This window comes from Enterococcus sp. 12C11_DIV0727 (assembly GCF_002148425.2).
GTDB classification, from domain to species: domain Bacteria; phylum Bacillota; class Bacilli; order Lactobacillales; family Enterococcaceae; genus Enterococcus_L; species Enterococcus_L lemimoniae.
The window spans coordinates 781,348-807,414 of sequence record NZ_CP147248.1 but is presented as its reverse complement, the minus strand read 5'-3'; the positions used below and the strand labels follow the sequence as shown (position 1 = coordinate 807,414).

The window sequence follows — 26,067 nt, the reverse complement described above, 5'->3', positions numbered from 1 at the left end:
AATGATCGATCGTTATACACGACCTGAAATGGGTGCAATTTGGACAGATGAAAACCGCTACAATGCTTGGCTGGAAGTTGAAATCTTGGCCGACGAAGCATGGGCTGAATTAGGAGATATCCCGAAAGAAGATGTACAAAAAATTCGTGAGAATGCATCGTTTGATGTTGCGCGTATTTTAGAAATCGAAGCGGAAACAAGACATGACGTAGTTGCCTTTACTCGTGCCGTTTCCGAAACATTAGGGGAAGAACGTAAATGGGTTCACTATGGTTTAACAAGTACCGATGTGGTGGACACGGCATATGGTTATTTACTAAAACAAGCAAACGATATTTTAAGAGCAGACTTAAAGAAATTTACTGAAATCGTTGGTGAAAAAGCAAAAGAGCATAAACAGACTGTTATGATGGGGCGGACTCATGGTGTACATGCTGAACCGACAACGTTTGGCTTGAAACTTGCCTTATGGTATTCAGAAATGAAACGAAATATTGAACGTTTTGAACATGCAGCTAAAGGTGTAGAAGCTGGTAAAATCAGTGGAGCAGTAGGGACATTTGCGAATATTTCACCTTTTGTGGAAGAATATGTTTGTGAACATTTAGGGCTTCGAGCGCAAGAAATTTCTACACAAGTTTTACCTCGTGATTTACATGCTGAGTATTTGTCGTCGATGGCGCTAATTGCAACAAGCATTGAGAAATTTGCGACTGAAATTCGTGGTTTGCAAAAATCAGAGACGAGAGAAGTCGAAGAATTTTTTGCGAAAGGCCAAAAAGGTTCTTCAGCGATGCCGCATAAACGAAATCCGATCGGTTCTGAAAATATGACTGGTCTGGCTCGTGTTATTCGTGGTCATATGGTGACTGCTTATGAGAATGTCACTTTATGGCATGAACGTGATATTTCTCATTCGTCAGCAGAGCGTATCATTATTCCTGATACAACGATTTTGCTGGATTATATGCTGAATCGATTTTCTAATATCGTAAAGAATCTAACCGTATTTCCTGAAAATATGAAACGAAATATGGATGCGACGTATGGCTTGATTTATAGCCAACGTGTTTTATTGAAGTTGATTGATCATGGCATGGCTCGCGAAGCAGCGTATGATTTAGTACAACCAAAAACGGCTTATGCTTGGGATCACCAAACGGCCTTTAGGCCATTACTAGAGGCAGATGATAAGATTACTGCGATTTTGTCTAAAGAAGAATTAGATGATGCTTTTGATTATAACTATCATTTGAAAAATGTTGATATTATTTTTGAACGGGTCGGCTTAGCGTAATAGTCAAAAATAGCAGCGAGCTCACATCTTTGTGACTTCGCTGCTATTTTTTAATCAAAGCATTTCTACATAGCTGTCAAAATATTGTTCGATAAAATAGGTTTGTTTAAGGATCTCTTTTTCGGTAATCGATGATTTCTCAGGAATTACGATCCATTTTGTTTCATTATCATCATTTCTATGGATAACTGCTGTTACAATTCCAGTAAAATACATCAGTTTCTCAGAAGGGATGTTCAAAATATAGGCATCCTGTTCTTCATCGTCGCCCCCAAATTCGCCAGCGATAAAGCCGTAGTTGACTAGATAGGTATTGCCAAATGAATCTTTATAACCAACTGGTCGATCAATCGTTACATTGACTTTTAATTTTTCCATAGCTTGTTCCTTTCTTTTGTTGATATGAGGTTGTTTCTGATCCCGACGCTTATCCGGATACGAAGAGCCTGGAACATAACTCAAAGAGTTATGTTCCAGGCTTATTTTTTAGTCTAAATGCAGTAGCATATTAAACCGTAATTTCTTGAAATGTTCGCATAGGCGCGGATACTGGAGATTTTAGTTTAGAAAGTAAACGCTCAATAAAAAGATAGTTATACTCTTGCGAATTGAAATAGACATGTATGCAGTATTTATTTTTGAAAAAATGCTGCTCATGTATTTGATGAATGATTAGTTCGTTATTGAAGCTATTCATATAACGGAACGTTCGTTTGCGTCTTTCTGAATGACGATGAGCCGCTCGTTTTAAATTTTTAAATGTGTAATAAGTACTATGTTGATTTAATTTGTGAACTACCTCCAATGCCAGTAAATCATTATACAATTTTGTTCTTTCTTCAGGTGCTAATCCTGTCAAAAAATCCTGCGCCAAACTGTCATAATCGCTAGTCATTCTTGTGTTCCCTCCTAAAAAATCATCACTTATAGTAAAAAAATAAAAGTGAATTTTCTGTCGCTATAGTTTCGATTAGCATACCACTTTTCTAGTTGCTTGTAAATGCTTACAAGCTTTTCTTAATATTTTAAATAGATAGATAGTTTAAAACACGAACGATAATTGTGTTTATTATCATAATCATTAATAAATCGTTGACGGCTTCTATGTGTCTTGTTAAACTGTAAACAAAGATATACACGAACTAAAATGATGCTTGTGATTATTAATGTACGGAAAGGGATGTGTCATGATCAGTGGGTGATAATACAATGTTGTACGAAGGAAAAGCTAAAAAACTATTTAAAACAGATGATTCTAGCGTGATAAGAGTAAAATATTTGGATCAAGCTACTGCTCTTAATGGTGCTCGAAAAGATAGTGTAGCTGGAAAAGGGAGTTTAAATAATCAGATAACAGCTTTTGTATTTGAAGAACTTAAACAAAAAGGAATTCAAAATCATTTTATTAGGCAAATATCAAAACACGAACAATTTATAGAGGCACTTGAGATGATACCCTTGGAAGTGGTGATTCGAAATGTTTCTGCAGGTAGCTTTGCTAAGCGCTTAGGAGTGACAGAGGGAGAGCCACTAGCTTTTCCAGTTTTGGAATTTTATTACAAGGATGACCAACTAGATGATCCAATCATTAACGATGATCATGTGAAGATTTTACAAATAGGAACTGAAAAAGAAATTCTCGCAATCAAACAAGAAGCGCATAAAATAAATCTTGCACTGATTGATTTGTTTGGAAAAATCGATATTCAGTTGATTGACTTCAAACTAGAATTTGGTAAACGAGCAGATGGTACAATTTTACTTGCCGATGAAATCACTCCTGATACTTGTCGTTTATGGGATAAAGAAACAAATGATCATTTAGATAAAGATGTTTACCGCAGGAATTTAGGCGAGCTTGTTCCAGTCTATCAAAAAGTTCTAGATCGTTTAGAAAAAGCATTTCACTAAAAATAAGGGAGAGTTCTGCTGTATGTATAATGTTAAAGTTTACGTTACCTATAAAGATTCTGTTTTAGATCCACAAGGTGAAGCTGTCAAAGGAGCAGTCCATCGTCTTGGCTTTGAAGAAATTTCTGAGATTCGGATCGGCAAATATTTTGAGATTAAGGTTCATCAAACAGCACAGCCAATCGAAACTGTAATTGAAGCAATCTGCGACAAACTACTTGCTAATGTAAATATGGAAACATATCGCTATGAAATCGTGGAGGAAGTATAAGATGAAGTTTGCCGTAATTGTTTTTCCAGGGTCGAATTGTGATATGGATTTACTATGGGCTGTCAAAGATATCTTGGGCGAAGAGGCTGAATATGTTCGGCATGATGCAGATAGTTTAGCAGGGTTCGATGGGGTTTTGATTCCTGGCGGTTTTTCATACGGAGACTATCTAAGATGTGGTGCGATTGCCCGTTTTTCAAAAATTATTAGTGAAGTGATTCGCTTAGCAGATGAAGGCAAGCCGGTTTTTGGGACATGCAATGGCTTCCAAATTTTAACAGAAGCTGGACTTTTGCCAGGTACTTTACTTCGGAATGAGTCACTACATTTTGTTTGTAAAACCGTTCAACTACAAGTCGTTAATAATCAAACAAACTTTACTTCAGAATATCAAGTGGATGAAGTAATTCAATTGCCAGTGGCTCACGGCGAAGGAAACTACTATTGTGATGAAGCGACTCTTGAAAAATTAAAAGAAAATCAGCAGATCGTCTTTACCTATGCCAATGACAACCCCAATGGTAGCTTAGAAAATATTGCAGGAATCGTTAATGAGAAGGGCAATGTTTTAGGAATGATGCCACATCCAGAACGGGCAGTCGAAAGCTTATTAGGGTCACAGGATGGGGTACGTTTTTTCAAATCAATCGTTAAAAACTATGGAAAGGCTAGGACAAATGTATGATGAAAGCCAAAGAACCTACAGCACAAGCGATCAAAAGTCAGCGTATCTATTCAGACTGGGGGTTGACGGACGAAGAATATCGAATGATTGAAGAAGATATTCTAGGTCGTATGCCTAATTATACGGAAACTGGATTATTTTCAGTGATGTGGAGTGAACACTGTTCCTATAAAAATTCCAAGTCGGTTTTAAGAAAGTTTCCAACAGACGGGCCACAAGTTTTGCAGGGACCTGGTGAAGGTGCGGGGATCGTTGATATTGGTGATGGTCAGGCAGTTGTATTTAAAGCAGAAAGTCATAATCACCCTTCTGCTATTGAACCTTATGAAGGCGCAGCAACAGGTGTTGGCGGAATCATCAGAGATATTTTTAGTATGGGGGCTCGACCGATTGCACTATTAGATTCATTGCGCTTTGGCGAATTGACAAATGAACGGACAAAATTCTTGTTAGAAGAAGTGGTTGCTGGTATTAGTGGTTATGGGAATTGTATCGGTATTCCAACAGTTGGTGGAGAAGTTGCTTTTGATCCATGTTACGAAGGGAATCCGCTAGTCAATGCGATGTGCGTTGGCTTGATTGATCATAAGGATATCCAAAAAGGGCAAGCTAAGGGAGTAGGCAATGCAATCATGTATGTCGGAGCAAAAACAGGACGCGACGGTATTCACGGGGCAACGTTTGCTTCTGAAGAATTTGTTGAAGGGGAAGAGCAACAACGTTCAGCAGTTCAGGTTGGTGACCCTTTTATGGAAAAACTTTTACTGGAAGCCTGTTTGGAATTGATATTGGAACATGCAGACATTTTAGTCGGAATTCAAGATATGGGCGCGGCTGGTCTGGTTTCTTCTAGTGCAGAAATGGCTTCAAAAGCGGGTTCGGGTTTGATTTTAGATTTGGATGATGTGCCGCAAAGGGAAACAGGAATGACGCCATATGAAATGATGTTGTCAGAATCACAAGAGCGGATGTTGATATGTGTTGAGAAAGGACATGAAGCCGAAGTAATCGAACTTTTTGAAAAGTACGAATTAGATGCAGTAACGATTGGTAAAGTAACGGATGATGGCTTGTATCGTTTAAATCATCGTGGTATAGAAGTCGCTAATTTACCCGTTGACGCTTTAGCAGAAGATGCTCCAGTTTATAATAAGGAGCGCGTAGAACCCGTAAGGATCAAAACTTTTGCATCCTTAGCAGATTTTCAACCGGAAATAAACGACGGAGCACAAACGTTATTACAACTACTGCAGCAACCTACAATTGCTTCTAAAAAAATGATCTACGAAACGTATGACTCACAGGTTAGAACGAATACCGTCGTTTTGCCAGGAAGTGATGCAGCGATATTACGAGTTCGTGGTACGCAAAAAGCGTTAGCTATGACAACTGATTGCAATGCACGGTATCTTTATCTAAATCCGGAAATTGGTGGACAGATCGCAGTAGCAGAAGCTGCTAGAAATATTATCGCAAGTGGTGGGCAACCTTTAGCAATCACAGATTGTCTAAATTATGGTTCACCAGATAAACCTGAAGGCTTTTGGGAGCTTTGGACTTCAGCTGATGGGATTGCAAAGGCCTGTGAGGTTTTAGCAACACCCGTGATTTCTGGAAATGTTTCTTTATACAATGAAACAAATGGTAAGGCGATTTATCCCACACCTGTCATTGGAATGGTAGGTCTGATTGAAGATTTAGCACACATTACGACGCAAGAATTTAAAGCAGTTGATGATTTAATTTATGTTTTAGGCGAAACAAAAGCTGATTTTAACGGTAGTGAACTACAAAAATTAACATTAGGTTTAATAGAAGGAAAATTAATGGATTTTGATTTGCTTCAAGAAAAAGAAATCCAGCAGTTAGTGTTAGCAGCCATCAAAGCAGGATTGATCGAAAGTGCTCACGATTGTTCGGAAGGTGGATTAGGTGTAGCTTTAGCAGAGTCCGCTTTTAAAAATAGTTTTGGACTTGAAGTTAAGTTAGAGATGCCTATATCATTTCTCTTTTCAGAATCTCAATCAAGATTTGTCCTATCGATCAAACCAGAAAAACAAGTAGCTTTTGAAGCTGTGATGGATGGAAAAGCTCGCCTTGTTGGGAAAGTGACAGATAATGGAATACTTAAAATTGAAACGCAGGAGCAATCAATCGAAGTCTTGACGCAAACAGCCAAAGAGTTGTGGGAGGAAGCAATTCCATGTCTTATGAAGTAAAAAGTTTAAATGAAGAATGTGGTATTTTTGGTATTTGGGGACACTCAGATGCGGCGCGAGTAACCTATTTTGGTTTGCATAGCTTACAACATAGAGGGCAAGAAGGAGCTGGTATCGTCTCTAATCAAGATGGCAGGTTAAACGGCTATCGAGGTCTAGGATTATTATCAGAGGTGTTTAAAGATGATCGATCTTTAGCCTCTTTAAGTGGTCATGCCGCAATCGGTCATGTTCGTTATGCTACAGCTGGAAATGGCAGTGTTGATAATATTCAACCTTTTTTATTCAAATTTTATGATGGTGCCTGTGGCTTAGCTCATAACGGTAATTTAACCAATGCAAAAAGCTTGAGAAAAGAGTTAGAGCAAAATGGTGCAATCTTTCATTCAAATTCTGATACAGAAATTTTGATGCATTTGATTCGAGGCAGTAAACAACCGACGTTTATCGATCAGCTAAAAGAAAGTTTACAGACTGTTAAAGGTGGATTCGCCTATCTTTTGATGACTGAAACTGCGATGATAGCGGCTCTAGATCCCAATGCATTTCGGCCATTGTCTATTGGCCAAATGAAAAATGGTGCTTATGTAGTCACAAGTGAAACCTGTGCCCTAGAAGTGATTGGGGCTACGTTTGTTCGAGATGTAGGACCGGGAGAATTAATCATTATTGATGATTCTGGGTATAAAATAGAACAGTATACGCAAGAAACGCAATATTCGATTTGTTCAATGGAATACATTTACTTTGCTAGACCTGATTCAAATATTGCAGGAGTAAATGTCCATACTGCACGTAAAAATATGGGAAAACGCTTAGCACAAGAAGCGCCAGTTGAAGCAGATATGGTAGTAGGAGTCCCAAATTCTTCGCTTTCAGCGGCAAGTGGTTATGCGGAAGCAAGTGGTATTCCTTATGAAATGGGCTTAGTGAAAAATCAATATATCGCACGAACCTTTATCCAACCTACTCAAGAATTGCGAGAACAAGGGGTCAGAATGAAGCTGTCAGCGGTTCGTGGTGTTGTCGAAGGAAAACGGGTGATCATGGTGGATGATTCAATCGTGCGAGGCACAACTAGTCGTCGAATTGTCCAATTACTTAAAGATGCTGGGGCAAAAGAAGTTCATGTCCGCATTGCGTCACCCCCTTTAAGATTTCCTTGTTTCTATGGAATCGATATTCAAACAAGGAAAGAATTAATTGCGGCCAACCACTCTGTTTCTGAAATAGAACAACTGATCAAAGCTGATTCATTAAGTTTTTTAAGTGAACAAGGATTGATTGATTCAATTGGGTTGAATTATGATGAGCCTTATTCTGGACTTTGTATGGCTTATTTTAATGGAGATTATCCAACGCCGCTATATGATTATGAAATGAACTATCAAGCATCATTAAAAGAGAAAATCAGTTTTGCCAGATTAAATTAAAGAGTAGAAATTGATTGTAGGAGGAACCATAAATGGGAAATGCCTATACAAAAGCAGGCGTTGATGTTGAAGCAGGCTATGAAGTCGTAGAGAGAATTAAGAAACACGTACAACGAACTGAACGTATCGGTGTGATGGGAGCGCTAGGTGGTTTTGGCGGTTGTTTTGATTTAAGTGCGGTGGAAATGAAGGAACCTGTCTTGATTTCGGGGACAGATGGTGTGGGAACCAAATTAATGGTGGCGATTCAAGAAAATAAACATGATACGATTGGGATCGATTGTGTAGCGATGTGCGTGAATGATATTGTTGCACAAGGTGCTGAGCCGCTTTATTTTCTAGATTATATTGCGACTGGAAAAAATCGGCCAGAAAGATTAGAACAGGTGGTGGCAGGTGTCGCCGAAGGATGTCTTCAAGCGGGGGCTGCTTTGATTGGCGGTGAGACGGCTGAAATGCCTGGTATGTATGGTGAAAATGATTATGACCTAGCCGGATTTGCTGTAGGGATCGCCGAAAAACGGCAATTAATTACAGGTGAAAATATTCGAGAAGGAGACGTTCTTCTTGGCTTATCTTCAAGCGGAATCCATTCAAACGGGTATTCACTCGTGCGGGAAATTTTCTTTAAAACTCATCAATTTTCTGGAGAAAGTTTAATTCCAGAGTTAAATGAAAAGCCTTTGGGGTCAGTTCTTTTAACGCCAACTAAAATTTATGTTAACTCAATACTGCCACTAATAAAACAGGAATTAGTGAATGGTATTGCTCATATTACCGGTGGTGGTTTTGTTGAAAATATCCCTAGAATGCTTCCAGAAAATCTATCAGCTGAGATACAGCTTGGCAGCTGGCCAGTGTTACCCATTTTTACAACGTTGGAAAACTATGGTCAGATCCCAACAATGGAAATGTATGAAATTTTCAATATGGGCATTGGGATGGTTTTAGCTGTTTCGCCTGAAAAAGTTAGTGCTGTTCAAACGATTTTAAATGAACTTGATGAATCATGTCATGTTATTGGAAAAGTCACTAAAAAAGTGAAACAAGCTGTTATTTTTAAAGAGGTGTAAGGATGAAGTTAGCGATATTTGCCTCAGGTAATGGAAGTAATTTTCAAGCGATCGCTGAAGCTGTAGCAGCTGGAGAAATCGAGGCAGAAATCACTTTATTATTTTGTGATAAAAAAGATGCTTATGTTGTTCAGCGAGCCAGAGCCATGTCGATTCCTGTGATTTCATTTGCGCCGAAAGATTTTGAATCAAAAGCCATGTATGAAGCAGAGATCCTTCATTTACTTGAGGAAGAGCAAATAGATTTAGTCGTTTTAGCAGGCTATATGAGAATCATTGGACCGACTTTGTTAGAAGTTTTTTCAAATCGAATGATTAATATTCATCCCTCGTTATTACCGGAATTCCCTGGTTTACATGGAATCAGGGATGCCTTTCTTGCAGAAGTGCCAGAAACGGGTGTAACAATTCATTATGTCGATGATGGTGTTGATACTGGTCCGATTATAGCGCAAGAAAAAGTCAGAATCACTTCTTTTGACACACTTGATTCTTTAGAAAAAAAAATCCATACTATAGAGCATAAGCTATTTCCCAGTGTTTTGGCCCAACTTATTAAAACCCAGCAAGGAGAGAGTCATTGATGATAAAGAAAAGAGCGTTGATCAGTGTTTCAGATAAAACAGGTGTCATTGCATTCGCTAAAGGATTAGTGGATCAAGACGTTGAAATTATTTCGACAGGCGGGACCAAAGCGGCGCTTGAGCAAGCGGGTGTTTCAACAATCGGTATTGAAGAAATAACAGATTTCCCAGAGATGATGGATGGGCGTGTAAAAACATTACATCCAAAGATTCATGGTGGTTTATTAGGTCGCCGTGATCTGAGTCATCACATGGAAGCGATGGAAGCACATGGCATTCAGCCAATCGATTTTGTTTGTGTAAATCTTTATCCATTTAAAGAAACAATATTGAAAGAAGATGTAACACAAGAACAAGCGATTGAAAACATTGATATTGGTGGACCAAGCATGTTAAGAAGTGCTGCAAAAAACCATCAATTTGTGACAGTAGTTGTAGACCCAAAAGATTATGAGCAAGTCCTGCTAGAGCTCTCTGAAAATGACGGAACAACCCTCGTAACAAGACAAAAGTTGGCAGCAAAAGTATTTCGTCACACAGCAGCCTATGATGCGTTAATTGCCGATTATTTGACGGAGGCTGTTGGAGAAACAGACACTGAAACATTGACACTTACGTATGAGTTGAAACAAGAATTGCGTTATGGCGAAAATAGTCATCAACAAGCGGCCTTTTATCAAAATACATTACCCGTTTCATTTTCAATTGCCAGTGCTAAACAACTTCACGGTAAAGAATTATCTTATAATAATATTAAAGATGCTGATGCAGCTATTCGCATCTCTAGAGAATTTGATCAACCAGCTGTTGTGGCAGTCAAACATATGAACCCTTGCGGTGTCGGTCTTGGAGAAACAATCAATGAAGCCTATCAATCAGCCTATGAAGCGGATCCAGTTTCGATTTTTGGTGGTATCATTGTATTGAATCGTGAAGTAGATGTGCAAACGGCTGAAAAAATGCATAAATTATTTCTAGAAATTATTATTGCGCCGAGTTTTTCAGACGAGGCCTTTAGTGTTTTAAGTAGCAAAAAGAACCTTCGCTTAATGACATTAGATTTTTCAGCAAAAGATCAAGCTATCGAAAACGAGTTTGTTTCGGTTTTAGGTGGACTACTGGTTCAAAATCAAGATATCATCCAAGAACAAGCAGAAAGCTGGCAAGTAGTGACTAAGCGTCAACCAACTAGTGAGGAATTAAAAGGACTGGAATTCGCTTGGAAAACAGTCAAGCATGTAAAAAGCAATGCCATTGTTGTTGCAAATAGTCAGCAAACATTAGGGATCGGAGCAGGACAAATGAATCGCGTCGGTTCGGTTCAAATTGCAATCAATCAAGCTGGAACTAAAGTTGATCAGGCAGTATTAGCGAGTGATGCTTTTTTCCCAATGAGCGATAGCGTAGAGTATGCGGGTAAACATGGGATAAAAGCAATTATTCAACCGGGTGGAAGTATCAAGGATCAAGAATCGATTGAGATGGCAGATAAATATGGTATTGCAATGGTCTTTACTGATAGTAGACACTTTAGACATTAAAAGGAGAATTTAATGGGATTAACGATTTTAGTCATTGGAAGCGGCGGCAGAGAACATACAATTGCACAAAAGCTGGTTCAAAGTCCGAAAGTCACAACTGTATTTTGTGCTAAGGGCAATGCTGGAATGAAAAATGATGGCATTCAATTAGTAGATATTGCAGAAGATGATCACGCAAGCTTAATTCAATTTGCAAAGGAAAATAATGTGGACTGGACATTTGTCGGTCCTGAAATACCATTACTAAATGGTATCGTGGATGATTTTTCAGCTAGTGGTTTGAAGGTGTTTGGTCCACTTAAAGCTGCAGCCTTTATCGAAGGTTCTAAAGATTTTGCGAAAACAATCATGAATAAATACAATATACCAACGGCAGCACATCGAACATTCTTTGATTTTGCGAAAGCTCAAGCCTATGTCATTGAACAAGGGGCACCGATTGTTATTAAAGCAGATGGTTTAGCAGCGGGTAAAGGTGTCGTAGTAGCCGAGACAGTCGAAGTAGCAATTGAAGCTTTAAAAGAGATGTTGGAAGAAAATAAGTTTGGTTCAAGTGGTGCCAAAGTTGTCATTGAAGAGTTTTTAGCTGGAGAAGAATTTTCTTTATTGGCTTTTGTTCGAAATCAAGAAATTTATCCGATGGTGATTGCTCAAGATCATAAACGAGCCTATGAAAATGATCTTGGTCCGAACACGGGCGGGATGGGCGCTTATAGCCCTGTACCACAAATTTCTGATGAGTTAGTTGCAGAAGCAATTGCAACGATTCTAAAACCGACAGCCCAAGGGATGGTAGCTGAAGACAGAGCATTTACAGGGATTCTATATGCTGGCTTGATTGCTACCCAGACGGGACCAAAGGTGATTGAATTTAACGCTCGTTTTGGTGATCCAGAAACACAGGTTGTCCTACAACGTTTAGAAAGTGATTTTGCCCAGGTTATCGATGATTTAGTAAATGGTAAGCAACCAGATATTAAATGGAAACAAACAGGATACAGTTTAGGTGTAGTAGTCGCAGCAAATGGCTATCCTAATAAGTATGAAAAAAATCATCTGATTCCTGACTTTTCCACTATTGAAACGGAACAAGTTTATTATGCAGGAGTAAAAGAAGAAGGCGGTCGGCTCATTTCAAATGGCGGACGAATTTACCTTGTTGAAGCTAGTGGAGAAACATTAAAACAAGCACAAGAGGCAGTATACAAGGTTTTGGATACTGTTGACACTACAGGTACCTTTTATCGGCATGACATTGGATTTAAAGGGATCAATCCAGCAGGTTAAAGTGGCAATTGGAAAATCCTGACTTTTTGACACTGTTTATTTGGTTTTTAAGTGACGTTATTAAATCTCATAGAGCTTTAGTAACGGCACTTGTTTTTTGTTGCCCAAAATTCGCCTAACTAAAAGAGCAACAATCACAAAAAGCCCTTCACACTAAAATTCTGTATGATATAATCATCTGGAAGGGAAGTTGAACAATGAAAAATAAAGTGAAAAAAAACATAGCATTTTCAGTTACAGATGTGAAGCAATCTCCGATGACGATTTTTGAAACAGCAAAAGAAACGAATTCCGGCGTGTATATTTACAATAGAAAAAAAGTTGCTGGTGTCATGTTGAGCGTTGAACAATACGAAGCATTGATCAAGAAAAAAAAGGCTGAACAAGGTCAAGAGATAAAAATCACAGAATTAAATCAAGAAATCCGTCAAAACATTGCTTTTGGGTCTCTAATATCTACTAAAAATCTAGATGATCAATTAGTTTCACTAGGCTTTATTACTAGGAAAATCGAAGAAGACGACTATAGTGAAATGATGAATGAATTGAATGAAACTGGAAAAATCGAGTATCAGTTACAGAAAAAAGAAGACCGGACCAATATTTTTGCTGAGGTGATTGGCGAACAAAGTAATCAATCTCATTTATCAGATAAAATAATTGTGAAAAAAATCCACCTTAGAATGGACTAAGTATCTGATCAATCTTATTAGATAAAGTGGGCTTTGAATATGACTCGCAGAGTTATGTCCAAAGCCCACCTCGTTTTTTTTTTAATACTAGATTAATTGAAATCAACCATATGATGACGATAACGTTTAGGCAAATGTGACAACTGAGCTCGTTCATTTTTTCGTTCTTGAATGGTAATGGCTTGTAGAAATGAACGCCAATGAGCTTGGATTTCTTGTTCACTCTCTTTTGTATGAAAAGTTGGAGGATCACTGTTTTCAATAAAACTAATTTCTCCATGTTCAATAATACCAAGTAAACGATGTGTTTCGTCATAAATCATAATCATTTCTTGCGGATATCGCTTGGCAAAATGGGGACATAGGTAAGGCAATGAAAAATGTTTTGGCGCAATCGTGCTATAAAGTAGCTCTCCTATGTATTCAAAACGAATAAATCCTGTGAACAAGTGAACTTCACCAAAAAGAGACTTTAAGGCATTTTGTAAGGCTAAAATAGATGAATGTCCAAGATGATTTAACAGCAAGTCTTTTGATTCTAAAGCAATTTGAATCGCATCAAGTAAAAATCGTTCTTTTTCTTTTAAGGAACAATAAAACCCATCAATAATAAACTGACTATTTTCTTGTCTCAAGCGAGTAAGTAGACGTTTATACATTTTATGAGCCAAAGCTGTATCGGTTGAGATCCAATGACTGATAAACAAACTTTCAACAGCAGTATCCGGTGTTAAAATAATTTCTGGAAACTGTCTTTTTTTAAAAGCATGATAGACAATTGTTAAAAATCCATGAAAACTGCCGTCGTACTCCCAAACTTCAGTTGTTTTTTCAATTTGCATAACGAGCTTCCTTTCGTTTCGTTGTTTCAAACCGTTCTACGTCAAATAAAGTGAGTTGTTCTTGCCTTGACTGGCTGTTGACCTGTTTTAATGTTTCATATTGGCGAGATGAAATTAGGGAAGCGATGACCCATTCAGGATCATGAATAAGCCCGGCCTGGCGAGCACCGTTACAGCTGACGAAATATTGTGCTCGTTTAATCACGACACCTAATTTTTTTAAATCAGTGAGATGCAATTGATAATATTTCCGCGCTTTTAGGATATTAAGAGCACTTTTAGGACCGATTCCGGGAATCCGTAGCAATTGGTCATATGAGGCTGTTTGGACATCAATCGGAAATTGCTCATAATGCTGAACGGCCCAATTGGCTTTGGGATCAAGATACAAATTAAAATTTGGTTTATCTTCAGACAAGATTTCATCCGCAGAAAATCGGTAGAAACGTAGGAGCCAGTCCGCTTGATATAGACGGTGCTCTCGTAATAAAGGTGGATCAGTTGTGATCGCTGGTAGTAAGGAATCTTGATTTACCGGAATGTAGGCTGAGTAATAGACTCTTTTCAATTCGTATTTTTGATAAAGATTTTCCGCAATTTTGACAATAGCATGATCACTTTCAGGAGATGCCCCAATGATCATCTGAGTGGATTGACCTGCGGGGACAAAGCTTGCTTGTTTTCTTAAAGCTGGAACTTGAGCTAACTCATGTTTTTTATGTGTGATTTGTTTCATTGGTTTGTATAAGGTAAATGGATCCTTATCCGGTGCTAACAGTTTCAAACTTTCTCTTGAAGGTAGCTCCACATTAATACTCATTCGATCGGCCAAATACCCTAATTCTTCAATTAGCTTTTCATCAGCTCCAGGAATTGCTTTGACATGGATGTATCCCTTAAATCCTTTTTCGTAACGCAAAATCTTTAACGTTTTGATTAATAATTCACTTGTGTAATCAACATTTTTAATGATAGCCGAACTTAAGAAAAGCCCTTCAATATAGTTGCGCATATAAAAATCCATGGTTAAATCTGCAACTTCTTGTGGCGTAAAGGTTGCTCTGGGAATCGTATTGGATTTTCTATTGATACAGTAATGACAGTCAAAAATACATGCGTTTGTGAAAAGTAGCTTCAAAAGTGAAACGCAACGTCCGTCACTTGTGAAAGAATGGCAAATACCGGCGGCTGAAGTGCTACCTACAGTTCCGTTTCGTGTATTATCAGTAACACCACTACTTGAGCATGAAACATCATATTTTGCAGATTCAGCAAGAATTTCTATTTTTTTAGCTAGCTCCATTTTAACCCTCTTTTCTAATTCGGAATCGAACGTACGTTCTTATTTTAGCAAGAGAGTTAAATTTTGTCAAAGATGTAAAAAATAGGCTGTCAACCAAAAGTGAAAATCACTTTTGGTTGACAGCCTAAATGCAAATAAATAGCTACTATTTTTTTATATCTAAATATCGTTCTAAATAATCGGCTAAGCCATCATCGTCATTGGTTTTCTCAGTGACATCATTGGCTACGGATTTGATTTGATCAGTAGCATTTTTCATTGCAACACCCCAACCAACATAATCCAACATCTCTTCATCATTATGTTCATCACCAAATGCGATAATGTCTGAACGCTTCACGTCTAGGTATTTAGCAACTTGTTCCACGCCTTTTGCTTTTTGGATACCTTTAGAAACGATCTCTAAAATAGGTGTTGGTCCGCCCCAAGTTCGAACATCAACATAATCACCATATTGCTTCATCAAAGAATCCGAGACAAGTGCAGCCTGATCTTTTGATGTCCGAACCATCATAGAAGTTGGATCGGTAATTAAATTTTTAGCAGTTAATAGGTTGTTTTCAGTTGCTTCTGATGCAAAAAAAGCTGAATCGAAGTAATCTAAACTATCAATATAAAACGTTTCTTTATTTTCTGCAGCAACAAAATCAAGATTTAATGCTTTCTTTTGAGCTAAAATATCAAACACTAAATCTCGCTGGATCCCAGTTTCCAATTCATCTGCCCATTGTTTTTCAGGCATATGAACGAGAGCGCCATTGAAATTGACCATGGGTGTAGCTAGGCCTAATTGGCGATAAAATTGACCGCTCATTCGATAAGGACGACCAGTAACTATGCTGACATAATGACCATGCGCCATCGCATTTTTTAAAGCTTTTTCAGTTGTTGCACTAATTAAAGATTGTGCATTTAACGTTGTACCATCTAAGTCAATTGCAATTAATTTTTTCAAAATCGTTCCTCCCGGAAAGTTTTCTTTAACTAAGTCTAGCATAAAATAGCAGAATGACAAGTTTTCAAGAAAATTTTTGAAAATAAATTCTTTGTGATACACTAAATGAAAAAAGGACGGTGAAACACTTGGTTCAAACTTATCGTTGGTCAATCCGGATCGTAACTCTTTTCTATTGTGTGTATATGCTGTTTTTTGCTGAGATGTACCATTTTATGGCTTTGAATGTTTTATTGGCATATATTCCACTTGAAATTAGTTTTCATTTTAAACAAGTAGGAAGGCGAATGTTTCTCCTTTTAGGCTCAGTTTGGCTATTATTTTATCCAAATGCACCTTATTTATTTACGGACTTTTTTCATTTAGAACGGTTATCGATCTATCAAGGAATGAATCAGATATTTGGTCAGTCACTTTCTGATTGGTTATCGTTTAGTTTGTTGACGATTGGAATTTGTGGCTATGGTTTTTTAGGGATGGCGACCGTTCTCACAATAATCAGTGAAAGTTTTCAAAGAAATATCTTAAAGAAAAAATGGCAAGGGCTATTTTTGATTGTGTTGATCAATTTCTTGTCTAGTTTAGCTATTTTCGTTGGACGATTTGATCGCTTGCATAGTGTTCATTTATTTACAAAACCGGTCCAAACCATCCGACTTTTTTTTGATTGGTCGGTGAATAAAGTCTTGTTTGTTCTATTACTTACAATGATGCAGCTTATTTTACTTGCTTTTATTGTTGGATTAAAAGGGTTGGAGCTGATAGAAGAGCAAGAAAAGTCGTATTGACAGTGTGTGAGGAAATTGTTACTCTTTAACTAAGTATGTTTGGAAATAATCGAAGAGGAGTTATAAATATGAAAAAGTGGCAAAGCTCTTTGTTAACTATTTTATTTACTATTGGGGGAATTAGCAGTGGCGTGGCCTTGGCGGACAATGTTGCTAATGCGGAAACAATCAATGGAACAGGTGATCAGAAGGGAACGCTTGAACAGCCGTTAGCGGAGGGGAACATTCCCATTCAAATCTTAGGGATCAATGATTTTCACGGTGCCTTGAATACAACGGGTTCTTTTTTTGATGATGAAGGAAAGAAAACTGCGAATGCTGGGACGGCGCCTTTATTAGCCGGTTATTTGAATCAAGCGCAAGAACAATTTAAAAACGCTAACAAAAATGCTCAAACAGTGCGTGTTCATGCTGGTGATATGGTCGGGGCAAGTCCTGCAAGCTCGGGGCTGCTTCAAGATGAACCAACGATTAAAGTGTTGAATCAAATGGATTTTGCGGTTGGGACTATTGGAAATCACGAATTTGATGAAGGGCTCCAAGAATTTAATCGCATCATGATTGGCGAAAAACCGCTTAATGATCCATATGGTATTTTAGCTGCATATCCAAGAGAAGCCTCAAAAACTGAAATCGTCATTGGTAATGTTGTCAAAAAAGGAACGGAAGAAATTCCTTTCGGTTGGAAACCTTACAAAATCAAAGAGGTTGGAACAGCAACGAATAAAGTAAAAGTCGGTTTTATCGGTGTGGTTACAACTGAAATTCCTAACTTAGTTTTAAAAGAACATTATGAAGCGTATGACTTTTTGGACGAAGCTGAGACTATTGCTTATTATTCCAACAAGTTACAAGCAGAAGGTGTGAATGCGATCGTAGTCTTGGCTCATATCCCTGCAACAAGCAAGGCGGATAAAGTGAATGGAGAAGCCGCAGAAATCATGGCGTCAGTGGATAAACTTTATCCAGAGAATAGTGTAGATGCTTTTTTTGCAGCACATAACCATCAATATACCAACGGTGTTGTGAATAAGACGAGAGTGGTTCAGTCTACAGCGCAAGGAAAAGGATATATTGACTTGCAAGGGACACTTGATCCAAAAATCAATGATTTTGTAGAGACACCAAAAGCCAAAGTTCTACCAGTTGATCCAGCCGCTAAGGATGTACCAAAAGTTGATTCAAAGGTTGAAGCAACTGTGAAGGATGCTGAAGCACGTGTGGCACAGGTGACGAACAAAAAAATTGGGACAGCAAAAGAAACAGGCGGAATCACTCGAGAAGTTAATGACTCAAAAGAATCTCCTCTTGGAAATTTGATTACGGATGGGCAAGTCACGATGGCGAAACTCCAAGGGATCGATGCTGATTTTGCAATGACTAACAACGGTGGCATTCGTGCTGATTTAGCGGTTGAAGCGAATCGTGATATTACGTGGGGAGCGGCTCAAGCCGTACAGCCATTTGGCAATATTATGCAGGTGGTTGAGATGACCGGTGCCCAAATTGAACAAGTATTAAACGAACAATATGATGAAGAAGAACGCTACTTTTTACAAATTTCTGGGTTAAGCTATACGTATACTGCAACAACAGATAAGAATCAACCATTCAAAGTTCATGAAATGCATAAAAAAGATGGCACGTCAATTCAGGCGGACGCTCCCTATTTAGTTGTCATCAATGACTTTTTATTTGGTGGAGGAGACGGTTTTTCTGGTTTTACTGGGGCGAAGTTGATCAATGCAATTCAACCAGATACCGAAACGTTCATTGGGTATATTGAAGGTAAGGAAGCCGCTGGAGAATTAATTGAAGCTTCTGTTGAAAATCGTAAAAAATTAGTGGACCCGACAACACCACCTGATCCAGAAGTTCCAGCTCCAAATGAAGGTGAAGAGAAAATTAAAAAGGCAACGATTTTTGATCCCTTATACGAAGATGATGAACTTTTGAGAGGTGTTACGCTACCAAATGCAACAATTGTACTCTATGATGGCGAAATTCCTCAAATGAACACAAGAACAGCGGAGCTTCCAGAAGGAGACTTAGTCGGCCAAGCTGATTCACAAGGTCTTATCAAAATGAATGTAACCTCATTAAAAATTAAAGGTAAAAAGAAACTAACAGCTGTCGTGCTAGATACAGAAAAAAATCAGGTTGTTTTTCCAATTGAAATTTTACCTAAGAAAGATGTTATTAGCGAAGGAACAAATACCAAAGAGCTTGCTAAGGCAGCTTCTAAAAAAGAATTACCAAAAACGGGAGAACGATCAGAAAACCGTTCAGCTCTATTTGGAGTATTCGCTATTAGCACAAATATTGTTGTGTTGATCAAGAGAAAAATGATATAAAACAAAAACTTTACAGTCGCTGAGTAATCATCACGACTGTAAGGTTTTTTATAAATTTTATTCAAAATGGTTAAACACGAACATTAATAAAAGATATTAGTATTAAAGTTAATAATTTGTTGAAATGGTCACCTCGCTAACGTATACTTTATAAGTATTCATCAGGAAAGCGGAACAAGCACTTATTAATTTATAACGTTAAACAAACTCTTGATGAAATTTTTGGGTAAAAAGGGAGCGAGACAACTTTATGGAAAAGTTTTTCAAATTAAAGGAAAACAAAACGACAATCTCAACTGAAATGGTGGCAGGTGTAACAACATTTTTTGCAATGAGTTATATCTTATTCGTTAATCCTTCGATTCTATCTCAAACAGGAATGCCGTTTCAAGCAGTATTTTTAGCAACGATCATTGCATCGATTATTGGAACTTTGATCATGGGACTTTTTGCAAATGTTCCTTATGCACAAGCTCCTGGAATGGGTTTAAATGCATTTTTTACGTTTACGGTAGTTTTTGGATTAGGCTATACATGGCAGCAAGCTTTAGCGATGGTCTTTATCTGCGGATTGATCAATGTGTTGATCACTGTTACAAAAATTCGTAAATTGATCATTAACGCTATCCCAGAAAGTATGCAACATGCAATTGGTGGAGGGATTGGAATTTTTGTTGCCTATGTTGGGATCAAAAATGCAAAGCTGTTAGATTTCACAGTACAATCTGAGCCAGTCAATGGAATGGTTAATGGTGATAGTGTGGTTCCAGCTTTAGGGAACTTTAATAATCCAGAAATTATATTAGCTGTGATTGGTTTAGTCTTAATGACGATCTTGGTCGTTTTAAATGTTCGCGGTGCTATTTTGATTGGGATTGTGGCGACAACGATCATTGCAATACCAATGGGCGTGGTCGATTTATCAGCAATTGATTGGCAAGCAAATTCGTTGGGAAGTTCTATTGGTGAACTAGGAACTACTTTTGGTGCAGCCTTTGGAGCGGATGGAATGCAGTCATTGTTTAGCGATGCATCTAAAATTCCCCAAGTTTTGATGACGGTCATTGCGTTTAGCTTATCAGATACATTTGATACGATCGGTACCTTTATTGGAACAGGACGTCGGACCGGTATTTTCTCTAAAGAGGATGAATTAGCTTTAGAAGATAGTAAAGGTTTTTCAACAAAAATGGATAAAGCGTTATTTGCAGATGCAATCGCAACGTCGATTGGCGCAGTTTTTGGAACCTCTAATACAACAACTTACGTAGAAAGTGCTGCAGGGATCGGAGCTGGCGGACGAACTGGTTTGACTTCAGTTGTTGTAGCAGGATTATTTGCATTAAGTAGTTTATTTTCACCGCTGATTGCAATTGTTCCAGCACAAGCAACAGCACCTGCTTTGATTTTAGTCGGTGTGATGATGTTGGCATCATTTAAGGATATTGAATGGACCAATTTAGAAGAAGCTGTGCCAGCATTTTTTGCCTCTATTTTTATGGGCTTATGTTACAGTATTTCTTATGGGATTGCAGCTGGCTTCATTTTTTATGCAGTAGTAAAAGTAGCAAAAGGAAAATTTAATGAAGTTTCGCCCATTCTTTGGGTCGTTAATGCTCTGTTTATCTTAAACTTTGTTATTTTGGCGATTTTATAAAAGAGGTTTTTAATGAAAAGGTCTAGCTGTCTTTTAGGCAGTTGGGCTTTTTTATTTTGTTTAACAGAAAAATTTTTTGAGAGATTACAGAATTTGGAGTATAGTTAATAGTGAAGAACTTGTGAGGTGTACGTTATTATGAGAATTGAGTGGAAAAAGAATTTAATGGTTGCTTGGTTAGGTTGTTTTTTTACAGGTGCGAGCATTAGTTTGGTGATGCCTTTTATCCCTGTTTATGTTGAACAGTTAGGGACACCGAAGAGTCAAGTTGAGCTTTTTTCAGGACTTGCGATAGCCGTTACAGCATTTGCCGCTGCAATTGTAGCGCCAATCTGGGGGAATCTGGCAGATAGAAAAGGGCGCAAAGTGATGATGATTCGAGCGGCAGCTGGGATGACGATTACGATGGGGTCTTTGGCTTTTGTGTCAAACGTTTATTGGTTGCTCATTATGCGTTTTTTCAACGGGATTCTATCTGGCTATATTCCCAATGCGACAGCTATGATTGCCTCTCAAGCACCTAAAGAAAAAAGCGGTTGGGCTTTAGGAACGTTGTCAACAGGTGCCATTGCAGGGAATTTGATTGGACCTTCGATCGGTGGTGCTTTAGCACAATGGTTTGGAATGGAAAATGTATTCATCATTACTGGGATCGTACTATTAATTACAACATTACTGACAATTTTTATGGTAAAAGAGGATTTTCAACCAGTAGAGAAGAAAGATCTGTTGAGTACAAAAGATATTTTTTCAAAGATGGATCATGTGTCCATTTTGATTGGGTTATTCATCACAACGTTAATTTTGCAAATTGGTGTGACAAGTATCAGCCCGATTTTAACCTTATATATCCGTTCATTGAGCCATGATACAGGTAATATTTTGTTTATCAGTGGTCTGATTGTTTCGGTAGCTGGTGTATCGGCAGTCATCTCTTCACCCGTTCTAGGGAAGCTTGGGGATAAAATCGGGAATCATAAAGTTTTGTTGGCGGGATTGATGCTATCGATGATTTGTTATATTCCGATGGCTTTTGTTAAGACACCGTTTCAACTAGGTTTACTACGATTTTTTCTAGGCTTTTCAACAGGCGCTTTGATGCCGTCGATCAATACGTTGATTAGTAAAATCACACCATCAGAGGGTGTCAGCAGAATTTACAGTTACAATCAAATGTTTAGTAATTTTGGGCAGGTTTTAGGTCCAATGATCGGATCGACCGTTGCTCACGGTTTTGGTTATAGTGCCGTATTTATTGTCACAGCTTGTTTTGTCTTAGGTAATATTTGCCTTTCTTTATTCAATTTTCGCAAAATTTTAAATAAAAGACTCTAAACAGTTGAAAACATAAAAAAACCAGTTACAATGTTTGTAGTAACTGGTTTTTTTATAAAGATGATTTTCAAGTAATAAATGGCGAGACGATTACTTAAAAAAAGATGTCTCATTTGCAAAGTTATTGAGCACTTTTAGTGGTTTCTTTTTTTGGTAAAGCGAATTGACCAATCAATAAGATAATCACACCGGTAATCAATGACATAATCGTTGTCAGCATAAAATCGTAAGATCCGCCGTTTAAGGCACCGCCGATATAACCGACCACTTGTCCTAGTAAAAAGGACCACAACAATACAAGAATGTAACGCATGGATTGCACCTCTTTTCTAGCTATAGTTTAGCACAATTTTTGTAAATGTAAAGAAATTGAAAGTTACATTTTTGAATCAAAACCATCATACATATAAGGAGATGTCTTATGCCTTTTCCACAACTATATACAATTACTTCTTACTCATTACTTTCCAGTACTATTCGTATTCAAGAATTAGTGCAACAAGCCAAAAATTTAGGCTATACAACTTTAGGAATTACGGATATTAATGTACTTCATGGCGCCATTGAATTTTTTGAGGCCTGCAAAAAAGAAGCAATCAAACCAATCATCGGGTTAACATTAGAATATACACCACAAAAATCGGAGCAGCCAGCTCAATTGTTATTATATGCAAAAGATCTTCAAGGGTATCAAAATTTGATGCGGATTTCTACTGCCAAAATGAACAGTAAGAGAGTTTTCTATTTAGAAGGAGTCAAGGAGTATTTGAATCATCTATACGCCGTGATGCCGTCTGATAAAGGAGAGGTTGCTTTTGCCTTAAAGCGAAGTGAAGCAGAAGCGGCTGAAAGCTTAGAACAGCTAACAGACTTTTTTGATCCATCATCTTTTTTTGCAGGAGCTTCATTTACGTGTAACCCGGAAACCGATCCAGCTTTGTTCCAATTTTATGAAACAAGAGAACAACCACTTGTAGCATTACAAGAAACCCGCTATTTAAATCGCGAGGATGGTTTTGCCTTAAAGGTGTTGGCTCATATCGATGAAGGGCAACAAATGACCTTGAATGCAGAGGAAACTGAAATTGAAGGGCCATATTATCTAAGAAGTCAGACAGATGCCGTAAAACAATTACTTGTAAAAGTCAATGACCAAGCAGTGCATAACGCAGAACTGTTGGCTGATGATTGTACCTTAGAAATCCCGTTACATCAACGATTACTGCCGCATTATCCGATTCCAGATGGTAAAGAGGCAGGGGCATTTTTAAAAGAACTGTGTGTACAAAAATTACCTGAACGCATCCCAACTGTTACGATTGAGTATGAAAAACGCTTGGCAAAAGAGTTAGATATCATCCATACAATGGGGTTTGATGATTATTTTTTGATTGTTTGGGATGTTATGGCTTTTGCCCATGAAAGAAAGATCGTAACGGGAGCCGGACGTGGTTCAGCAGCAGGATCCTTGGTTTCTTACGTTTTATCGATTACGGATGTAGATCCAATCAAATATGATTTACTATTTGAACGTTTTTTAAATCCTGAAAGACACTCGATGCCCGATATAGATTTAGATATTCCCGATAATCGACGTGAAGAAGTCTTGCAATATGTTCGAGAAAAATATGGACACTATCATATGGCGCAGATCGCTACTTTCGGGACGATGGCAGCAAAAATGGTTTTAAGAGATGTAGCTAGAGTCTTTGGCTTATCACAAAGTGAATCTAATCGTTGGTCTAGTGCTGTTCCGAGTGTTCTGAAAATGACCTTGAAAACAGCTTATGCAGATTCAAAAAAATTAGTAGAGCTGGTGAATTCTTCTGAAATAAATCGCCTTTTATATGATACTGCTGTTCGGTTAGAAGGATTACCACGGCACGTGTCGACTCATGCGGCGGGGGTAGTGATCAGTGATCTTGATCTCATAGATATTGTACCGTTACAACCAGGTTCAAATGATATCTTCTTGACGCAATTTACGATGAATGATGTGGAGAAAATTGGCTTACTCAAAATGGATTTCCTAGGCTTGCGAAATCTATCGATCATCGATGATACGATCAAGTCAATCAAAAGAGTCTACAAAAAAGAAGTGATTTTAAACCAAATTCCATTAGATGATGAATTGACCTTAGCCTTGTTTAGACGTGGGGAGACCAGTGGCGTTTTCCAATTTGAATCAGCTGGGATAAGAAATGTTTTAAGAAAATTAGGTCCGACAAGTATTGAAGATATTGCAGCGGTCAATGCTTTATATCGTCCAGGTCCCATGCAAAATATCGATTTGTTTGTCCGGAGAAAAAAAGGACAGGAACCAATCGAGTATCCTGATGCTGTTTTAGAACCGATTTTGAAGAATACGTATGGTGTGATTGTTTATCAAGAGCAAATCATTCAAGTTGCTTCTACTATGGCTGGTTTTAGTCTGGGTCAGGCTGATATTTTAAGGCGTGCGGTCAGTAAAAAGAAAAAAGATGTACTAGATGAGGAACGAAAGCACTTTGTTGAAGGTGCTATGAAACAAGGACATAGCGAAGCCGTAGCAACAACGATTTATGATTATATCGAGCGTTTTGCCAATTATGGATTTAACCGATCTCATGCTTTTGCGTATTCCTTTATCGGGTTTCAAATGGCCTATTTAAAAGTTCATTTTCCAGGTGCTTTTTATGCAGCGATCCTCCATTCGGTAAGACATAACCCAACAAAAATCAAAGAGTACATTGGTGAAGCTCGTAAAAATAAAATGACGATTATGCAACCTGCAATCAATTCTAGCCAATATAGTTTCTATCTAAATAATGATGATCAAATCATGTTTGGTTTTAGCTCGCTAAAAGGAATTCGTAGAGATTTCATCCAAAACATCCTTGACGAACGAAAAGAGCGAGGACCATTCAAAACCTTTGATCAATTTTTGTTACGTATCGATCGCAAATGGTTGAAAGCTGAAAATATCCAACCACTAATCGCAATTGGTGCTTTTGACGAACTTCAGCCTAATCGTCGTCAGTTGTCTGTTAGTTTAGATAGTGAAATTCAAAATATCATTTATAGCGGTGGCAGCATGAATCTATTGGAAGACACCTTGAAACTAAAAGAAGTAGAAATTGCAGACTATACTTTAGAAGAAAAACTAGAACAAGAAGAACAATATTTAGGGGTTTATTTATCTGGACACCCAACTGAAGAATTCAAAAAAACACGATTAATGAAGCAGGTCATGCTTGTTAGTGACGTTGTTGAAAAACAAACAGCTCGCTTGTTAATTTATGTGAAAGATATTCGAGTGATCCGAACGAAAAAAGGAGAACAAATGGCTTTTGTTGAAGGAGATGATTTAACTGGATCACTCTCTTTGACTCTTTTTCCAACCGTTTTTAGAACGTTGCGTCAAAATGTTGAAAAAAATCAAGTTTATTTCGTAGAAGGCAAAATAGAAAAAAGTAACTATAACCAAGAATTACAATTATTGGTCAATCAGATTGAAAAGGCAAGTGATATTGAAAACAGTATTAGTGCAACAACTTGTTACCTGAAAATAATTGCTGAAAAAGATCAAAAAAACGTGTTACAAAGTATTCGGGAAGTCATTCAAAAACATAAAGGCAATACACCAGTGATTATTTATTTTGAAAAAAACGGGAAGAAATTAGTCTTAGGAGAAGAGAATTGGCTAGCTGATACAGTGGCGGCAAAAGAAGAACTAGAAACGATCTTAGGCGCTCAAAATGTTGTTTTCAAATGATTTACGGTAAAAAATACTAATTGTTTTCATCTTTTTTCAATTATTTCTTCTTAAATCAAGACTTTTTGCACTATTAATGGTAAAAT

Annotated in this window: 22 protein-coding genes; 16 read left to right on the top strand and 6 right to left on the bottom strand. The window is 37.8% G+C overall.

Going from position 1 to position 26,067, the window contains the following annotated elements:
- Window position 1: 1 nt before the first annotated feature.
- Window positions 2-1,297 (top strand): adenylosuccinate lyase, encoded by a 1,296-nt coding sequence (gene purB / locus A5866_RS03940; RefSeq protein WP_086444319.1) that lies wholly within the window; start codon window positions 2-4, stop codon window positions 1,295-1,297.
- A gap of 54 nt (window positions 1,298-1,351) precedes the next feature.
- Here purB and A5866_RS03935 read toward each other — a convergent pair whose 3' ends face one another.
- The gene (locus tag A5866_RS03935) at window positions 1,352-1,759 is read right to left on the bottom strand and encodes an inorganic pyrophosphatase (RefSeq protein WP_339099743.1); all 408 of its coding nucleotides are present in this window, start codon (window positions 1,757-1,759) and stop codon (window positions 1,352-1,354) included.
- A gap of 46 nt (window positions 1,760-1,805) precedes the next feature.
- Entirely contained in the window at window positions 1,806-2,192 is a 387-nt protein-coding gene (locus tag A5866_RS03930; protein ID WP_086279235.1) for a hypothetical protein, read from the bottom strand.
- Between the two features lie 314 nt (window positions 2,193-2,506).
- Between A5866_RS03930 and purC the strand changes: the two genes are divergently transcribed.
- From purC to A5866_RS03880, 10 genes are all read left to right on the top strand, one after another.
- Window positions 2,507-3,208 (top strand): phosphoribosylaminoimidazolesuccinocarboxamide synthase, encoded by a 702-nt coding sequence (gene purC / locus A5866_RS03925; protein WP_086279236.1) that lies wholly within the window; start codon window positions 2,507-2,509, stop codon window positions 3,206-3,208.
- Window positions 3,209-3,230: 22 nt separating this feature from the next.
- Window positions 3,231-3,479 (top strand): phosphoribosylformylglycinamidine synthase subunit PurS, encoded by a 249-nt coding sequence (purS, locus tag A5866_RS03920; RefSeq protein ID WP_086279237.1) that lies wholly within the window; start codon window positions 3,231-3,233, stop codon window positions 3,477-3,479.
- Window position 3,480: 1 nt separating this feature from the next.
- Entirely contained in the window at window positions 3,481-4,164 is a 684-nt protein-coding gene (gene purQ / locus A5866_RS03915; protein ID WP_086444320.1) for a phosphoribosylformylglycinamidine synthase subunit PurQ, read from the top strand.
- Window positions 4,161-6,383 carry a phosphoribosylformylglycinamidine synthase subunit PurL gene (gene purL / locus A5866_RS03910; RefSeq protein ID WP_086444321.1) on the top strand — a complete coding sequence of 741 codons (2,223 nt, stop codon included), beginning with the start codon at window positions 4,161-4,163 and terminating at the stop codon, window positions 6,381-6,383. Before purQ ends, purL begins: the two co-directional genes overlap by 4 nt.
- Window positions 6,368-7,816 (top strand): amidophosphoribosyltransferase, encoded by a 1,449-nt coding sequence (purF, locus tag A5866_RS03905; RefSeq protein WP_086279240.1) that lies wholly within the window; start codon window positions 6,368-6,370, stop codon window positions 7,814-7,816. The genes purL and purF overlap by 16 nt, the downstream gene beginning before the upstream one ends.
- A 32-nt stretch (window positions 7,817-7,848) precedes the next feature.
- Window positions 7,849-8,889, top strand: a complete 1,041-nt coding sequence (gene purM / locus A5866_RS03900; protein WP_086444322.1) for a phosphoribosylformylglycinamidine cyclo-ligase — start codon at window positions 7,849-7,851, stop codon at window positions 8,887-8,889.
- 2 nt (window positions 8,890-8,891) lie between these two features.
- The gene (purN, locus tag A5866_RS03895) at window positions 8,892-9,473 is read left to right on the top strand and encodes a phosphoribosylglycinamide formyltransferase (RefSeq protein WP_086279242.1); all 582 of its coding nucleotides are present in this window, start codon (window positions 8,892-8,894) and stop codon (window positions 9,471-9,473) included.
- On the top strand, window positions 9,473-11,014 hold the full coding sequence (gene purH, locus A5866_RS03890) for a bifunctional phosphoribosylaminoimidazolecarboxamide formyltransferase/IMP cyclohydrolase (RefSeq protein ID WP_086279243.1): 1,542 nt from the start codon (window positions 9,473-9,475) through the stop codon (window positions 11,012-11,014). The genes purN and purH overlap by 1 nt, the downstream gene beginning before the upstream one ends.
- A gap of 12 nt (window positions 11,015-11,026) precedes the next feature.
- Window positions 11,027-12,301: a phosphoribosylamine--glycine ligase gene (gene purD / locus A5866_RS03885; RefSeq protein ID WP_086444323.1), complete on the top strand. Its 1,275-nt coding sequence runs from the start codon at window positions 11,027-11,029 to the stop codon at window positions 12,299-12,301.
- Window positions 12,302-12,498: 197 nt separating this feature from the next.
- Complete coding sequence (locus A5866_RS03880) at window positions 12,499-12,993, top strand: type II toxin-antitoxin system Phd/YefM family antitoxin (protein ID WP_086444324.1); 495 nt, start codon at window positions 12,499-12,501, stop codon at window positions 12,991-12,993.
- Between the two features lie 92 nt (window positions 12,994-13,085).
- On the opposite strand, the gene A5866_RS03875 is transcribed toward A5866_RS03880, so the two are convergent.
- The 3 genes from A5866_RS03875 to A5866_RS03865 all read right to left on the bottom strand — a co-directional run bounded on the left by A5866_RS03875 (window position 13,086) and on the right by A5866_RS03865 (window position 16,093).
- A complete protein-coding gene (locus A5866_RS03875; protein ID WP_086444325.1) occupies window positions 13,086-13,835 on the bottom strand; it encodes a TIGR03915 family putative DNA repair protein in 750 nt (249 codons plus the stop codon).
- Complete coding sequence (locus A5866_RS03870) at window positions 13,825-15,138, bottom strand: putative DNA modification/repair radical SAM protein (protein ID WP_086444326.1); 1,314 nt, start codon at window positions 15,136-15,138, stop codon at window positions 13,825-13,827. Before A5866_RS03870 ends, A5866_RS03875 begins: the two co-directional genes overlap by 11 nt.
- 145 nt (window positions 15,139-15,283) lie before the next feature.
- Entirely contained in the window at window positions 15,284-16,093 is an 810-nt protein-coding gene (locus A5866_RS03865; protein ID WP_086445516.1) for a Cof-type HAD-IIB family hydrolase, read from the bottom strand.
- 185 nt (window positions 16,094-16,278) lie between these two features.
- Here A5866_RS03865 and A5866_RS03860 point away from each other — a divergent pair, with 185 nt between their 5' ends.
- The 4 genes from A5866_RS03860 to A5866_RS03845 all read left to right on the top strand — a co-directional run bounded on the left by A5866_RS03860 (window position 16,279) and on the right by A5866_RS03845 (window position 22,227).
- Window positions 16,279-16,881: a DUF1361 domain-containing protein gene (locus tag A5866_RS03860; protein WP_086445517.1), complete on the top strand. Its 603-nt coding sequence runs from the start codon at window positions 16,279-16,281 to the stop codon at window positions 16,879-16,881.
- Between the two features lie 68 nt (window positions 16,882-16,949).
- On the top strand, window positions 16,950-19,235 hold the full coding sequence (locus A5866_RS03855; protein ID WP_086444327.1) for a 5'-nucleotidase C-terminal domain-containing protein: 2,286 nt from the start codon (window positions 16,950-16,952) through the stop codon (window positions 19,233-19,235).
- Between the two features lie 250 nt (window positions 19,236-19,485).
- The gene (locus A5866_RS03850) at window positions 19,486-20,892 is read left to right on the top strand and encodes an NCS2 family permease (RefSeq protein ID WP_086279249.1); all 1,407 of its coding nucleotides are present in this window, start codon (window positions 19,486-19,488) and stop codon (window positions 20,890-20,892) included.
- A 138-nt stretch (window positions 20,893-21,030) separates the two neighbouring features.
- A complete protein-coding gene (locus tag A5866_RS03845; protein WP_086444328.1) occupies window positions 21,031-22,227 on the top strand; it encodes a multidrug efflux MFS transporter in 1,197 nt (398 codons plus the stop codon).
- Window positions 22,228-22,348: 121 nt separating this feature from the next.
- Here A5866_RS03845 and A5866_RS03840 read toward each other — a convergent pair whose 3' ends face one another.
- Window positions 22,349-22,540, bottom strand: coding sequence for a YjzD family protein (locus A5866_RS03840; protein WP_069652995.1), 192 nt, complete (start codon window positions 22,538-22,540; stop codon window positions 22,349-22,351).
- A 108-nt stretch (window positions 22,541-22,648) separates the two neighbouring features.
- On the opposite strand from A5866_RS03840, the gene dnaE reads away from it, so the two are divergent.
- The gene (gene dnaE / locus A5866_RS03835) at window positions 22,649-25,981 is read left to right on the top strand and encodes a DNA polymerase III subunit alpha (RefSeq protein ID WP_086444329.1); all 3,333 of its coding nucleotides are present in this window, start codon (window positions 22,649-22,651) and stop codon (window positions 25,979-25,981) included.
- Window positions 25,982-26,067: the final 86 nt, after the last annotated feature.

Bases quoted from the DNA above. Each gene is read 5' to 3' on its own strand.
- purB (WP_086444319.1), top strand. From the start codon at position 2: ATGATCGATCGTTATACACGACCTGAAATGGGTGCAATTTGGACAGAT.
- A5866_RS03930 (WP_086279235.1), bottom strand. From the start codon at position 2,192: ATGACTAGCGATTATGACAGTTTGGCGCAGGATTTTTTGACAGGATTA.
- purC (WP_086279236.1), top strand. From the start codon at position 2,507: ATGTTGTACGAAGGAAAAGCTAAAAAACTATTTAAAACAGATGATTCT.
- purS (WP_086279237.1), top strand. From the start codon at position 3,231: ATGTATAATGTTAAAGTTTACGTTACCTATAAAGATTCTGTTTTAGAT.
- purQ (WP_086444320.1), top strand. From the start codon at position 3,481: ATGAAGTTTGCCGTAATTGTTTTTCCAGGGTCGAATTGTGATATGGAT.
- purL (WP_086444321.1), top strand. From the start codon at position 4,161: ATGATGAAAGCCAAAGAACCTACAGCACAAGCGATCAAAAGTCAGCGT.
- purF (WP_086279240.1), top strand. From the start codon at position 6,368: ATGTCTTATGAAGTAAAAAGTTTAAATGAAGAATGTGGTATTTTTGGT.
- purM (WP_086444322.1), top strand. From the start codon at position 7,849: ATGGGAAATGCCTATACAAAAGCAGGCGTTGATGTTGAAGCAGGCTAT.
- purN (WP_086279242.1), top strand. From the start codon at position 8,892: ATGAAGTTAGCGATATTTGCCTCAGGTAATGGAAGTAATTTTCAAGCG.
- purH (WP_086279243.1), top strand. From the start codon at position 9,473: ATGATAAAGAAAAGAGCGTTGATCAGTGTTTCAGATAAAACAGGTGTC.
- purD (WP_086444323.1), top strand. From the start codon at position 11,027: ATGGGATTAACGATTTTAGTCATTGGAAGCGGCGGCAGAGAACATACA.
- A5866_RS03880 (WP_086444324.1), top strand. From the start codon at position 12,499: ATGAAAAATAAAGTGAAAAAAAACATAGCATTTTCAGTTACAGATGTG.
- A5866_RS03875 (WP_086444325.1), bottom strand. From the start codon at position 13,835: ATGCAAATTGAAAAAACAACTGAAGTTTGGGAGTACGACGGCAGTTTT.
- A5866_RS03870 (WP_086444326.1), bottom strand. From the start codon at position 15,138: ATGGAGCTAGCTAAAAAAATAGAAATTCTTGCTGAATCTGCAAAATAT.
- A5866_RS03860 (WP_086445517.1), top strand. From the start codon at position 16,279: ATGCTGTTTTTTGCTGAGATGTACCATTTTATGGCTTTGAATGTTTTA.
- A5866_RS03855 (WP_086444327.1), top strand. From the start codon at position 16,950: ATGAAAAAGTGGCAAAGCTCTTTGTTAACTATTTTATTTACTATTGGG.
- A5866_RS03850 (WP_086279249.1), top strand. From the start codon at position 19,486: ATGGAAAAGTTTTTCAAATTAAAGGAAAACAAAACGACAATCTCAACT.
- A5866_RS03845 (WP_086444328.1), top strand. From the start codon at position 21,031: ATGAGAATTGAGTGGAAAAAGAATTTAATGGTTGCTTGGTTAGGTTGT.
- A5866_RS03840 (WP_069652995.1), bottom strand. From the start codon at position 22,540: ATGCGTTACATTCTTGTATTGTTGTGGTCCTTTTTACTAGGACAAGTG.
- dnaE (WP_086444329.1), top strand. From the start codon at position 22,649: ATGCCTTTTCCACAACTATATACAATTACTTCTTACTCATTACTTTCC.